Below are 13,285 nucleotides of genomic sequence, written 5' to 3' on the forward strand. Positions count from 1 at the left end.
TCGACAATTCCCGCAGAGAGAGGACACTACGTGACCACTGAACCCACCGGCCCTGCCAATAATGACGAGGATCCGCTGGGGCCCAGCGCCCCGCAGCCCGAACCCACCGGAGACCCGCGCCGGCCCGGCTCTTCGGAGCACAGCGCCGACAATATCCGCGACGACCAGGGCACCGCTCCGGGCGGCACAGTTCCCGCCGGTCATTCCGGCGACTCGGACGGCTCCGGCCCCGGGGAGGACAGCGGTTCAGCGCCCGAGGACGCCCTGAAAGACCCTGAATCCGCCGACGGCTGACCTGCCTGAGGCAAGCCCCTCCTGTGGCCGGTCGTATCTAGGCCAGTCCTGCGCGGCGCAGCGCCTCGGCCATCGGCCCCTGAGGAACGGCAGCAGCCGGAGCGGCAGCAGGCGGACGACGGCGGTTGTTGCCGCGCGCCGGGGTGCCCGCCTTATTGCCGCGCTGGGGCGCTGCACCCTTGCCCGCGTCCTTTGCAGCGGTCTCCTTTGGTCCCGGATCCCTGCCCGCGGCGCCCCTGTTCCCAGCGGTCCTATTCCCGGCGACCCTGTTCCCGGCGTCCCTGTTCCTGTCGCCCTTACTCCCGGCGTCCCCAGCAGGGCCGGTCCGCTGCGGCCGCGCACCCCGCGGACCGGCGGCGTCGTCGTCCAAACGAAGCGTCAAAGAGATGCGCTTGCGCTCCGGGTCAACCTCCAGCACCTTCACCTTGACCACCTGTCCGGACTTCACGACATCGCGCGGATCGGAGATGAACGTGCTGGACATGGCGGAAATGTGGACCAGCCCGTCCTGGTGCACGCCCACGTCCACGAAGGCACCAAAGGCAGCCACGTTGGTGACCACCCCGTCCAGCACCATGCCGGCCCGGAGGTCAGTGATCTTTTCGACTCCTTCGGAGAAGGTGGCCGTGCGGAAGGCCGGACGCGGGTCGCGGCCGGGTTTGCGCAGCTCGGCCACAATGTCCAGGATTGTTGGCAGTCCCGCAGCTTCGTCCACAAACGCAGACGGGTCCAGGTTTTCCAGGGCCGCACCGGCCGGACTCATTTTTGTCCCGGCCGCAGCCAGGATCCGGCGCGCAATGCCGTAGGACTCCGGATGAACGCTCGAGGCGTCAAGCGGCTCTGTTCCGGCGGTCACGCGCAGGAAGCCGGCGCACTGCTCAAACGCCTTCGCGCCCAGCCGCGGCACCTTTTTCAGATCTGCCCGCCTGGCGAACGGACCGTTCTCATTGCGGAAAGCCACAATGTTCTCGCTCAGCAGCGGCCCGACGCCGGCCACCCGGGTCAGCAGGGCCGGCGACGCCGTGTTCACGTCGACGCCGACGGCATTGACGCAGTCCTCAATCACCGCGTTCAGCGACCGTTCCAGCTTGGCCGCTCCGACGTCGTGCTGGTACTGGCCCACCCCGATCGACTTCGGATCAATTTTCACCAGCTCGGCCAGCGGATCCTGCAGCCTGCGCGCAATGGACACTGCCCCGCGCAGCGAAACGTCCATCCCCGGCAGCTCTGCCGAGGCCAGGGCCGACGCCGAATAGACCGACGCGCCGGCCTCGGAGACCACCAGCTTCTGCAGCCCGGCCTGCGGCAGCAGCCGGATCAGCTCTGTGGCCAGCTTGTCGGTTTCGCGGGACGCGGTGCCGTTGCCGATAGCGACCAGCTCCACGCCGTATTTCTGCACCAGGTTAGTCAGGCGGGCCAGCGCGTCATCCCATTTGCGCGCTGGCGCATGCGGATACACGGTGTCGGTGGCAACGGCCTGCCCGGTACCGTCCACCACGGCTACTTTCACACCCGTTCGTAGGCCCGGGTCCAGCCCCAGTGTGGCCCGGTTTCCCGCCGGAGCGGCCAGCAGGACATCTCGCAGGTTCGCCGCGAAGACCCGGACTGCCTCCTCTTCGGCCGAGGTGAAAAGCCGTACGCGCAGGTCAACGGAGAGCTTGGCCAGGATGCGGCGCCAGGCCAACTGCACTGTCTGGACCAGCCACGCGTCCGCCGGCCGCCCGCGGTCGGCAACCCCGAGACTGGCAGCCACGGCCCGCTCGTACTTCCGGCGGGCGGCGTCGAGCGCTGCTGCGTCCGCGGGGTCGGCCTCCGCCAGGCCCAGGTCCAGGATGCCTTCCTTTTCGCCGCGCAGCAGTGCCAGAACCCGGTGCGAGGGCATGCCCGAGGGTGACTGGGCAAAGTCGAAGTAGTCGGCAAATTTCTGGCCTTCGGCTTCCATGCCCGCCTTAACCTGCGAGCGCATCCGCCCTTGTTTCCACAGCCGCTCGCGCTGTTCGGTGAGCAGGTCCGCGTCCTGTCCCGCCCGTTCAATCAGGATTGCCCGCGCTCCGGCGAGTGCCTCGGCTGCGTCCGGAACGGCGTCGAACAGGTAACCGGCTGCGGCCTGTTCCGGAGCCAGCAGCGGGTTCTGCAGCAGCGCGTCAGCGAGTGGTTCCAGTCCTGCCTCACGGGCAATCTGGGCCTTTGTCCGGCGTTTGGTCTTGTACGGCAGGTAAATGTCCTCGAGCCGGGACTTGGTATCCGCATCGTTTATTGCCGCACTCAGCTGCGGCGTCAGTTTGCCCTGGCTGTCGATGGCTTCCCGGACCGCCTGCCGGCGGTCCTCCAGCTCACGCAGATACCGCAGCCGCTCATCGAGCTCACGCAGCTGCGTATCGTCGAGGGTTCCGGTGGCTTCCTTGCGGTAGCGGGCAATGAAGGGCACTGTTGCGCCGCCGTCCAGCAGGTCGACGGCGGCGCGCACCTGCCACGCCGCCACTCCTAGTTCTGCGGCGATCAAAGCGCAGACGCGGTCGGTGGCCGGGTTGGCGGCTTTCAGGGAAGACTTGGGCTCGGGCTTTGATTTCGGGGACTGTACCGGGGGAAGACTCACCCGGCCATTGTTCCCTACCGCCCGTGGGTCCGGTCAACTACGGACGTACCCACGGCGTCGCTGATCCTGCCGCCGGCCCCGCCGCTGACTCTCCCGCCGTCGGCCCCGCCGCTTACCTCCCCGCCGCTGACTCTCCCGCCGTCGGCCCCGCCGCTAACCTCCCCGCCGCTGACTCTCCCGCCGTCGTCGTCATCGGTGGCGGAGCCGTCGCCCGGTTCCCAGCGCAGCAAGTCTCCCGGCTGGCACTCCAAGACCTCGCAAAGGGCAGCCAGCGTGGTGAAGCGAACGGCTTTGGCACGGCCGTTTTTCAGGACGGCCAGGTTTGCCGGAGTAATCCCGATCCGTTCGGCCAGCACGCCCACCGGCATCTTGCGTTTGGCGAGCATGACGTCGATGTCCACGATAATCGGCATCAGATCACCTCGTTCAGCTCGGTGCGCAAGTGGGTGGCTTCTGCGTCGATGGCCACGGCCTGTGCCAGCAGGGCCCTCAGCACCAGGACAATCAATGCCACCCCGGCGACGGCCACGCCCACGCCTCCAATCAGCAGGACGACGCCGGGAGCGACCCCTTCGCCCGGCGCCAGGACTGCACCAAGACCGAACAGGAGCAGGGCACCGGCGGCCACGGACCCAATCACGACGTCGACGTAGCGGAAAGCTGCCGGTGAAAAGACAGTTCCCCGCCGCGCCATGGTGAGCAGGCACCAAACACAGACAAGAATGACCTGCACGGCAATGATCCCGAGGACGACAATGACAACCACCGGAAGCCGCACGGCATCAACGTCCGGTCCCGCTTCAGCCAGGTCACGTGCCAGCAGCGGCACCATGAAGGCCTGCACAAACAGGGTTCCGGCCAGCACCACCGCCAGCACTATGCGCAGCGCCAGAATAGTCAGCTTTCCCATGACGTGAACTTTCCCATGACGGGCCTCCTTCGATTGAGTAACAGAAGAAAGCTATCGATAATCGAGAGGCATTACAAGACCTTGGAGCTTTCCATCCTGCCGGGCGGGTCGGTGTACCGCTGGATTCGGGCGCCGGGCTAGGGTGCCGACATGGATAACAGTGAAAGAACCGGCTCCTGGCAGGAGCGGAGCGACGGCGTGTACATCCGCGAAGTGCGTGACCCTGCGGGAGGAGAGGCCGGCAGCCCCCTGGAGGACAACGCCCGAGCGGCGGGCCTCCTCCGGCCGCAGCCCCGGCGTAAACCCTTTCGGGCCGCATGGATTCTCACCGGCATCCTCATCGGAATCGGACTCCTGTGGATGGGCGGAGCCTTCGAAACCGTACCGATTCCAGGCTGGGCACCCAACGTGGATCCGGAGACCGGCATGCCCGTCAAACCTGACCTGCCACCGCTGACCGTACAACTGCAGAATCTCGCGTCCATAGCACCCGCCGCACTGCTGACCGGGCTGGCATCCGCGGCGGCCCTGCTAATCACCCAGGGTGCTCTGCGCTCACGGGAACTTCAGCAATCGGCACCGGCCCCTGCTCCCTAGCCGCAGGTCGGCCCGGGAGCAGGAGTTCGTGAAATCAGGAGACGTCGACGGCGTCCTGGCTGATGCCGGGCGCCTCTGAGGTTTGCTCCGCGGCATCGTGGGCCACCACGTAGCCGTAGACCAGTCCCTGCCCGATCGTGGCGCCGGCGCCGGGATAACTCTTGCCGAACACGTTGGCAGCCGTGTTTCCGATGGCATACAGCCCTCCGATAGCGGATCCCTTTCCATCCAGCACCCGGCCCCGGGCATCGGCGGTCACGCCGCCACAGGTACCCAGATCGCTGAGGACAACCTTGACGGCGTAGTACGTCTTTCCGCCGAGCGGCCGAAGATTCGGATTCGGCTTCACGGTTGGGTCGCCGTAGTAGCGGTCGTAGGCACTGGAACCGCGCTGGAAATCCTGGTCGACGCCGGCGCCGGCCAATTCGTTGAACCGTGCCGCCGTAGTTGTAAAGGCATCCTCGGGGACCCCGATGCTGCGCGCAAGTTCGCCCAGGCTGTCCGCCTTGGCTGCAATACCGGCCTCGTACCACTTGTCCGGCAGCGGCATCCGCGGAAAGAGGCCGCCGGCCAAAATGTAACTGTTGCGGTATTCCTGGTCAAAGACCATCCACATGCTGCCGACCGGGTTGCCATCCCGCTCCCGCTCGAGCACCCGCTGGCCGAAGGACATGTAGTCCTGGGCTTCGTTGACGAACCGTTCCCCGCCGCCGTCCACAATGAAGGATCCCGGCAGGGAGCGCTCGGCCAGCATGACCGACGGAGCCCGGCCCGGAAGGGGTGCGACAGCAGGGAACCACCAGGACTGGTCCATCAGATCCGTGCCGGCTCCTGCTTCGACTGCAGCCTTGATGGCGTCGCCGGTGTTTCCCTCGGCGCCGAAACTCCATGCTTCCAGCGCCGGGGACTGATGCTCGTGGCGCATGGCCATGTCATGGTCAAAGCCGCCGGCTGCCAGCACCACACCCTGCCGGGCAGTAACAGTGACTTCCCGCCCGTCCTGCTGCAGCACCGCTCCGGTGACCCGCCCACTCTCGGTGATGAGCCGCACCAGCGAAGTTTCGGTCCAGATCGGGATACCGGCGCGCAGTACTCCGGCGAACAGCCCGGCGGCCAGGGCTTGTCCGCCGGCAACGTAGTCCCGGCCCAGGGCACGGCCCGCCACACCTTGAGCAAGGCGCCTCACGGCCGTGGGCAGCCCCTTGACCGGCACCTTGGACATCAGGTTCAGCCACCGGTAGTCCTTGCCCGTAATGGGCATTGGCAGGCCGGCTTCCATGGTTCCGCCCCGTAGCCGGCTGCGCTCGTCGCCGAGGGTATTGGCGTCAAACGGGCGGCATTCGCAACTGCGGCCCATGGCCGACCCGCCGGGCTTCTCGGGGTGATAGTCGGAGTACTCCTTGTCCCAGAGGAAACGCATGGGGGTAGTGCGCCGCAGCATCTCCACCGTGGCAGTTCCATTGGCCAGGAAGGTCTGCCACCGGTCCTGCGGCGAGGTGCCGCCGACCACGGCGTCCAGGTACGCCTCCGCCCGTGCAGGCGTGTCAGCGGCACCTGATTCCTTCAGCACGGGATTGTTGGGGATCCAGAAGGCGCCGCCGGACCGGGCGGTGGAACCGCCGACAAACCCGGTTTTCTCCACCACCAGAACTGATGTTCCCAGCTCCGCAGCCGCAAGTGCTGCGGACAGGCCTGTGCCCGAACCGATCACCAGCAAATCCACCGTGGTGTCCCGGGCCGTGTATTTGCGGGGAGGTACCGGTTTCGCCATTGAAAGTCTCCTTGTTGTCTTCGGTTCAGCGTTGTCTTCGGTTCAGCGTTGTATTCGGCGGGTTCAGCGTGTTCACGTGTTGCGGTGCTCAGTGACGGTATATCCGGTGACGTTGTGCTCAGGGCCGGCGCTTTCAGTGCCGGTGGATTCAGCGCAGACGCTTGCCGGCACCATCACTGGTTTCCTGCCGTGATGTGCACCCTAGCGTGCATATGAGCTGAATCACAGTTCTAGTTTTGCGGTAACACCTGTTCCGCGCGGATGCCGGCCGGATTTCCTCCGCCGGCCCGCCTGCCGGACACATGTGAAGCAGCCGTCCAACCTTGTCGTAGGCTCAGCGCATGACGAGAATCCGCTGGGCCGCCTGGTGCTGGATACTGTGCGTCCTGACTTTTCCGGCGCAGGTCCTCGCCGCCCTGCAGTGGCCGCAGAAGTACTCCTGGTCCTCGAACCTCATCAGCGACCTCGGAGTCACCGCCTGCGGCCTGTACAACCCGGGAACAGGGGTTGAACGTTTGATTTGTTCGCCGTGGCACCTGCTGGCGAACGGTTCCACCGTGGCCAACGGGCTGCTCCTTGCTGCGGGTTCGGCACTCCTGTGGTCTGCCTGGCCCAACCGCAGGCAGGGCCAGTGGGCCATGGCTCTCCTGCTGGTGGGCGGCCTGCTGGTGTCAGCTGTTGGCCTTCTGCCGTGGGACCTCTACCCGGCCGCCCACGAGACTGCCGCCCTCCTGCAGGCGTTCTGCCAATGGGCGGGAATGGTGGTCCTGATCCTCGCGCTGGGCAGAGGATCCAGACTCGCAGCAGTCAGCCGGGCCACGGCACTTGCCCTGCTGGTCTCGGTCGCAGGTTTCATCCTCTTCCTCAGCGGCGTGGGCGGCGGCAAGGAGCCGATTCTGGGCCTCGGCGCGGCCGAACGTCTCGCTTTTGACTCCCTCACCCTCTGGGGCGTGGCCGTGGGCTGCCTTCTTCTCCGGCTGCCGGCCGGCCGGCCATCACCAGTCGTCAGCGTTGAAAACCCGGCGGCGGGTGCTGAGCAACTCCGCATCCGGACGGGCCGCGACCAGCCGTTCGACGGCGTCAAGCACTTCGGTGATGTGCGCACCGGAGGCTGACACCAGCCCCACGCCGATTTCGGCCCGCCGGTGCAGGTCAGGCTGGCCGGTCTCCGCAACAGACACGTCGAATTTGCGCCGCACCTCGGCAATGATCGGGCGGATAACGGAGCGCTTCCCCTTCAGCGAATGCACGTCCCCCAGCAGCAGGTCGAATTCAATGACTCCCATCCACATGACGCCTATGGTGGTACACCTCCGCGTTTCGCGCCACCCGCGCCACCCCGCACCGCCCCCACCGCCCGCACCGCCCGGGCAAGCCCGGTCAGCCCAGCCCAAGGGAGCTGCAGGTTGGACCGCCGTGACCTCCGGCCCGCCGTGCACACGCCGCTGCCGCCGTGCACACGCAGCGGCCGCAGTGTTATCTTCTCTAAGATGAGCACGTCCAGCAGATCCCCTGTCCGTCCGCGCCGCCGCAACGTCCTCTCCGGAGTACTGGTGGGAATCGGGATTGCCGCTTTCGTGGACGAAGTCGTTTTTCACCAGCTGCTGCAGTGGCACCACTTCTACGACAAGTCCACCACCGCCGTCGGGCTCTTTTCCGACGGCCTCTTCCACGCCTTCGGCTGGTTTGCCGTGGTGGCGGGGCTCTTCCTTTTTGCCGACCTGCGGCGGTGGCACATCCTGCTGCCCGCCCGGTGGGCCGGGGCCGTCCTGCTGGGCACCGGCGCCTTCCAGCTTTATGACGGGACCGTGCAGCACAAGCTGATGGGCCTGCACCAGATCCGCTACAACGTTCCGCTGCTTCCCTATGACCTGCTGTGGAACGGCACTGCCGTCCTGATGATCCTCGCCGGAGCGGCACTGCTGTACCGCACCCGCCGAGACACGGCAGCGCCGGCCGGGGTCTAACCATGCACAGCCACGGGCAGGGGGCATTCGGCGCCGAGCTGGTGTTCCTGATTCCTGCCGCGGCAGCTGTGGCCGCGTATTGGGCGGGGACCATTTCTTCCCGCTCCCGGGGCTGGCCGGTACACCGTGCCCTGCTGTTCACAGCCGGAGTCGGCGCAGTCCTTGCCTCCGTGCTGGGTCCGCTGGCAGTCCAAAGCCACGAGGATTTCGCCGTTCTGGGCGTCACCCATGTGCTGGCGGGCATGCTGGGACCGCTGCTGCTGGTCTTGTCCCGTCCGGTATCGCTGGCGCTGCGGGCCCTCGACGTGGTGCCGGCCCGGAGGCTGGCCCGCGTGCTGCGCAGCCGGCCGCTGCGGATCCTGACGTTCCCCCTCACGGCAGCGGTGCTGAACGTCGGGGGCATGGTGGTGATGTTCCGCACCGGAGTCTTTGCCGCCATGCAGGAATCCCTGCCCGTCCACTGGCTGGTGACCTTCCACCTGGCCGCGGCCGGCTACCTGTACACCGCAGTGCTCGTGGGCCGAGATCCCATGCCGCATCGCGCGGGCTTTGGCTTCCGTGCCGCCGTTCTGATCGCTGCGACCGCCGGCCATAACATCCTGGCCAAAACACTGTATGCGCAGCCGCCGCCCGGAGTGCCGCAGGCGGCAGGAGAAACCGGCGCCCTGGTCCTCTATTACGGCGGCGGGGCAGTGGAGCTGGCAGTGGTGGTCCTGCTGTGCCGGCAGTGGTACGTCGCAACGCGGCCGCGCGGAAGTGTCGCCTCCCCGCTGCATCATCAGTAGGCTTACTATATGCGGCCAACCGGAGGGCCGCCGGCACGACAAGGGGTTCCATGACCATTACACGCAAAGACCTGCTGAAGACCGCTGTAGACATCTTCGGCTGGGACACGTTCCGGGACGGACAGCTGGACGCGATGGAAGCCGTTGTCGGCGGCCGGGATGTCCTGTGCGTCATGCCCACCGGCTACGGGAAATCCGGCATCTATCAAGTGCCGGCGTTGACGCTTCCCGGGGTCGCCGTCGTCGTTTCCCCGTTGATCGCCCTGCAGCGCGACCAGGCTGACGCCATCAATGAGGCCGCCGGCCGGGTGCGGGCCTACGTCCTGAACTCCACGCAGGCGCAGGGCTCCATTGATGAGGCCTGGGCGGCGGCCGAGAACCCGGATGAAACCGTGCGGGCCAAGTTCCTGTTTCTTGCGCCGGAGCAGCTGGCACGGGAGGAAGTCGCGGATCGGCTCGCAGCACTGGATGTCTCGCTCCTTGTCATCGACGAGGCGCACTGCGTCTCGTCCTGGGGCCATGATTTCAGGCCCGATTACCTGCAGCTCGGCACCTTGGTCCAGGCTCTGGGGTGCCCCGTCCTGGCCCTGACGGCCACAGCCGCACCTCCGGTGCGCAGCGAAATTATCGCCTCGCTAAACCTGCGGGAGCCGCTGGTCCTGGCCCACGGGTTCGACCGGCCCAACCTGCACCTGGCCGTGCAGATGCATGTCTCTGCCGAAGACAAACGCCGTGCCGTCCTCGAAACGGTGCCGGAGCTGCCCGGCCCGGGGCTGCTGTACGTGGCCACCCGGCGCGAGACCGAGGATTACGCTGCCGGGCTGGAAGAACGGGGCATGCGTGCTGAGTCCTACCATTCGTCGCGGCGTGCCAAGGACCGCAAAGAGGTCCACCGGAAGTTCCTCGACGACGAGGTGGACGTGGTTGCCGCCACCAGCGCATTCGGCATGGGGATCGACAAGCCGAATGTCCGGTTTGTGGTGCATTCGGCCATCCCGGACTCCATCGACAGCTACTACCAGGAGATCGGCCGCGGCGGACGGGACGGCGAGCCGGCCTACGCCGTCCTGCACTACCGGCCCGAAGACCTGGGGTTGCGCCGGTTTTTCGCCAGCAAGACTCCGGATGCGGACGGGCTGGGGCAGCTGCTGGCAGTTTTGCGGGCTCACGACGGCGGCGCCACGCCCGCGGAGCTGCGCACCGAGTTGGGAATCAGCTCCCGGAAGCTGGGCGGGCTGCTGAACCTGCTCCGGGAGTCGGGCGCAGTGACGGAGGATTCCGGCGTCTACCGGGCCGGGACCATGAGCCCGGAAGAAGCCGTTGAGGCTGCCGTCGCCTTTGCCGAACGCCGGGAGAACATTGACCAGTCCCGCGTGGACATGGCCCGGCAGTATGCCGAGACCACCGGCTGCCGGCGGGAGTTCCTGCTGGGCTATTTCGGCGAGCAGCTCGGAGGGCCCTGCGACAACTGCGATAACTGCGAAAAAGCCGCAGCGCAGGGTGACGCCCCCGCGGGGAAACCTGAGCCCGCCCAGGATCCGGAGGCAAAGCCCTTTCCCCTGCAGTCGCCCGTTGCCCACAGCGAGTGGGGCCCCGGCATGGTGATGAGTTACGACGACGGCACCGTCACCGTGCTGTTCGAAAGCGAGGGCTACAAGACGCTCTCGCTGGACCTCGTACTGGAAAAGGACCTGCTCAAGCCGGCGGGCGCCGTCGCCGAGGACTGAGGAAACCCAGCAGCGACGACACCCGGACGGAGCACCCGACTCAGGTTCGGGTGTCCACTTTAGGTTCGGGTGTCAGGTTAGGGTGTCAGGTTCGGGTGTCAGCCGCCAGCGTTCCGTCCACCAGCCGGACGATCATGGAGCAGTCCCGGGACGACTGCCCGGAATCCACCAGACGCTGGAAGAGCTGCTGGACATGTTCACCGATTTCCAGCGGCGTTCCGGTATCGCGGGCAGCTGAGATGGCAAGGTTGATGTCTTTGTTGGCCAGCTCGGCGGTAAACGTCGGAGCAAAGTCGTTGTTGGACGCCGCCGTTGCTACGACTCCCGGCATGGGGTACCAGGTGCGGAGCGCCCAGCTGTCCCCCGACGATACCGAGGCAATGTCCCAGAAGACCTGCTTGTCCAAGCCCAGGCGGTCGGCGAGGACGGCACCCTCGGCAGCGCCGGCGAGGTTGATAAACAGCATCAGGTTGTTGCAGATCTTGGCAGCTTGGCCTGTGGTGGCTCCCCCGGTGGGGATGATGTTGCCGGCCATCGGATCGATGTAGCCGGCGGCATCCCGCACGGCATCGGCTTCGCCGCCCACCATGAACGTCAGGGTGCCGGCCTCGGCACCGCTGATTCCGCCGGAGACGGGAGCGTCCACAAAGCGGTAGCCGGCAGCAGCTGCAGCCTTGTGCAGCTCCTGGGCTGATTCAATGTCGATGGTTGACGAATCCACCAGCAGGGTTCGGGTGTCCGCGGACGCCAGCACCCCGTCCTCCCCCAGATATACGGCCCTGGCATGTTCGCCTTTGGGAAGCATGGTGAAGACGACGTCGGCGCCGGACACCGCGTCGGCGATGCTGCCCGCGGACTCCACTCCGTGCTCGTGTGCTGCGGCCACCGCCGCCGGATTCACGTCGTATCCACGGACGGTATGTCCGGCCTTCACCAGGTTGGCCGACATGAAGCCGCCCATGTTTCCCAGACCAATCCATCCCACTGCAGCCATGATCGAGCTCCCTTGCTTGTGCGGCACCTCTGGAGGTGCACGTTGTAAAAATCAGAATGGCAGTCCGCCCGAAGGTGACGGGGGCGGGTAAGTGCTACTTTCGTTCTCCCCCGGTGTCAGCGCTGGAGGCCTCAGTACGGGCAGCATCGGCGCTCTTGGAGGCCGCCAGCAGGTCCGCCGTCCCCTGCGCGTCGGCCGCGTCCACGTCCTGCAGGGAAATGCCGTTGGTTTCCCTGAGCACCAGTACGGAAACCGCCGTGACGGCACAGGCGATCAGCAGGTAGATCGCCACCGGGGTTGAGGAGTTGTACCGCTCCAGCAGAGACGTCGCAATGATCGGCGCCAGTGAACCGGCGACGATCGACGTCACCTGGTACCCCAGGGAAACACCGGAATAGCGCATCCTGGTGGGGAACATTTCCGCCATGATGGCCGGCTGTCCGGCGTACATCAGCGCGTGGAACAGCAATCCGATCGTCACGGCCGCCAGAATCACGAGGTCATTGGCCGTGTCCATCATCGGGAAGGCGAAAAAGCCCCAAGTGGCACCCAGGACCGCGCCGGCGAAGTACACCGGACGCCGTCCCAGCCGGTCCGACATGCGGCCCACCAGCGGCACCGCGCAGAAGTGGATGAAGTGGGCAACGAGCAGCAGCAGCAGAATCCGCGACGTGTCCACCTCGACGACGAGCCGGAGGTAGGTGATGGAGAAGGTCACCACAAGGTAATACAGAATGTTCTCGGCAAACCGCAGGCCCATGGCGGTGAAGACGCCGCGGGGGTACCGCTTGAAAACTTCGATCACCCCGTAGCCCTTGGCTTCCTGCTCCACTTCCTTCTGGGCTTCCAGGAAGATCGGTGCGTCGCTGACCTTGGTCCTGATGTAGTAACCCACCAGCACAATCACTGCCGAGAGCCAGAAGGCAATCCGCCAGCCCCAGCCCAGGAAGGCGGCTTCGGACAGCGTGGAGGAGAGAATGAACAGCACTCCGGTGGCGAGCAGGTTGCCCATCGGCACCGCGGACTGCGGCCAGCTGGACCAGAAGCCGCGCGACTTGTTGGGGCTGTGTTCGGCCACCAGCAGGACGGCGCCGCCCCATTCACCGCCTACGGCGAAACCCTGGATGAACCGCAGCAGCACCAGCAGTCCCGGAGCCCAGTACCCCAGCTCGTTGAACCCGGGCAGGCACCCCATCAGGAACGTTGAGACGCCCACCAGGATGATGCTGAGCTGGAGCAGCTTTTTGCGGCCCAGCTTGTCACCAAAGTGTCCAAAAACGATCCCGCCGATGGGCCGGGCCACAAAACCGACGGCGTAGGTCACGAAGGCCGCGATGATCCCGTCCAGCTCGGTGTTGGCATTAGGGAAAAACAACTTGGCAAAAACCAGCGTGGAAGCAGCCGCATAAAGGAAAAACTCGTACCACTCAACGACAGTGCCGGCCATGGAGGCCGCCACTACTTTCTTCAGTCCCTCCGGGGCCGCCTGCTTGCCGCGGGCCGCCGGTGATCCGTCCTGCCGGGGAATTCCTGTGCTCATGGGGATGCTCCTGATGATGTCTCCGTTGACATAAAACGTAAGCATCACAAACTGCCGGGGCAGCTGATGATGCTTAGAGTATGGCGGCATACCGGGGCCTGTTC

General features: G+C 66.1%; 12 protein-coding genes and 1 pseudogene. 6 read left to right on the plus strand and 7 right to left on the minus strand.

Annotated features, from left to right (window positions below; genetic code table 11):
- Positions 1-30 precede the first annotated feature (30 nt).
- Positions 31-294, plus strand: a complete 264-nt coding sequence (locus WKB88_RS16410) for a hypothetical protein (RefSeq protein WP_341395631.1) — start codon at positions 31-33, stop codon at positions 292-294.
- Positions 295-331: 37 nt separating this feature from the next.
- Here WKB88_RS16410 and WKB88_RS16415 read toward each other — a convergent pair whose 3' ends face one another.
- From WKB88_RS16415 to WKB88_RS16425, 3 genes and pseudogenes are all read right to left on the minus strand, one after another.
- Positions 332-2,836, minus strand: a complete 2,505-nt coding sequence (locus WKB88_RS16415; protein WP_341395747.1) for a Tex family protein — start codon at positions 2,834-2,836, stop codon at positions 332-334.
- A 248-nt stretch (positions 2,837-3,084) separates the two neighbouring features.
- A pseudogene (locus WKB88_RS16420) lies at positions 3,085-3,303 on the minus strand (helix-turn-helix domain-containing protein); the annotation flags it as partial.
- A complete protein-coding gene (locus WKB88_RS16425; RefSeq protein ID WP_341395632.1) occupies positions 3,303-3,800 on the minus strand; it encodes a DUF2975 domain-containing protein in 498 nt (165 codons plus the stop codon). The pseudogene WKB88_RS16420 and the gene WKB88_RS16425, both read right to left, overlap by 1 nt.
- A gap of 150 nt (positions 3,801-3,950) precedes the next feature.
- Between WKB88_RS16425 and WKB88_RS16430 the strand changes: the two genes are divergently transcribed.
- Positions 3,951-4,397, plus strand: coding sequence for a hypothetical protein (locus WKB88_RS16430; protein ID WP_341395633.1), 447 nt, complete (start codon positions 3,951-3,953; stop codon positions 4,395-4,397).
- A 34-nt stretch (positions 4,398-4,431) separates the two neighbouring features.
- On the opposite strand, the gene WKB88_RS16435 is transcribed toward WKB88_RS16430, so the two are convergent.
- Entirely contained in the window at positions 4,432-6,168 is a 1,737-nt protein-coding gene (locus WKB88_RS16435; protein WP_341395634.1) for a 3-ketosteroid-delta-1-dehydrogenase, read from the minus strand.
- Between the two features lie 341 nt (positions 6,169-6,509).
- Between WKB88_RS16435 and WKB88_RS16440 the strand changes: the two genes are divergently transcribed.
- Complete coding sequence (locus WKB88_RS16440) at positions 6,510-7,283, plus strand: DUF998 domain-containing protein (RefSeq protein WP_341395635.1); 774 nt, start codon at positions 6,510-6,512, stop codon at positions 7,281-7,283.
- On the opposite strand, the gene WKB88_RS16445 is transcribed toward WKB88_RS16440, so the two are convergent.
- Positions 7,164-7,460 (minus strand): DUF503 domain-containing protein, encoded by a 297-nt coding sequence (locus tag WKB88_RS16445; protein ID WP_341395636.1) that lies wholly within the window; start codon positions 7,458-7,460, stop codon positions 7,164-7,166. The two genes, WKB88_RS16440 and WKB88_RS16445, sit on opposite strands and share 120 nt — an antisense overlap.
- Positions 7,461-7,658: 198 nt before the next feature.
- Here WKB88_RS16445 and WKB88_RS16450 point away from each other — a divergent pair, with 198 nt between their 5' ends.
- From WKB88_RS16450 to WKB88_RS16460, 3 genes are read left to right on the plus strand one after another with little or no spacing between them, the layout of a single operon-like run.
- Positions 7,659-8,135, plus strand: a complete 477-nt coding sequence (locus tag WKB88_RS16450) for a DUF2243 domain-containing protein (protein ID WP_341395637.1) — start codon at positions 7,659-7,661, stop codon at positions 8,133-8,135.
- A gap of 2 nt (positions 8,136-8,137) precedes the next feature.
- Positions 8,138-8,920 carry a cytochrome c oxidase assembly protein gene (locus tag WKB88_RS16455; protein WP_341395638.1) on the plus strand — a complete coding sequence of 261 codons (783 nt, stop codon included), beginning with the start codon at positions 8,138-8,140 and terminating at the stop codon, positions 8,918-8,920.
- A gap of 50 nt (positions 8,921-8,970) precedes the next feature.
- Positions 8,971-10,647 (plus strand): RecQ family ATP-dependent DNA helicase, encoded by a 1,677-nt coding sequence (locus tag WKB88_RS16460; RefSeq protein ID WP_341395639.1) that lies wholly within the window; start codon positions 8,971-8,973, stop codon positions 10,645-10,647.
- 85 nt (positions 10,648-10,732) lie between these two features.
- Here the strand turns inward: WKB88_RS16460 and mmsB are convergent, their stop codons facing one another.
- Together mmsB and WKB88_RS16470 are read right to left on the minus strand one after the other, a co-directional pair.
- A complete protein-coding gene (mmsB, locus tag WKB88_RS16465; protein ID WP_341395640.1) occupies positions 10,733-11,641 on the minus strand; it encodes a 3-hydroxyisobutyrate dehydrogenase in 909 nt (302 codons plus the stop codon).
- Positions 11,642-11,735: 94 nt separating this feature from the next.
- Positions 11,736-13,181 (minus strand): MFS transporter, encoded by a 1,446-nt coding sequence (locus tag WKB88_RS16470; RefSeq protein WP_341395641.1) that lies wholly within the window; start codon positions 13,179-13,181, stop codon positions 11,736-11,738.
- Between the last annotated feature and the right edge of the window lie 104 nt (positions 13,182-13,285).

This window comes from Arthrobacter sp. G119Y2 (assembly GCF_038069765.1).
Lineage (GTDB): Bacteria > Actinomycetota > Actinomycetes > Actinomycetales > Micrococcaceae > Arthrobacter_B.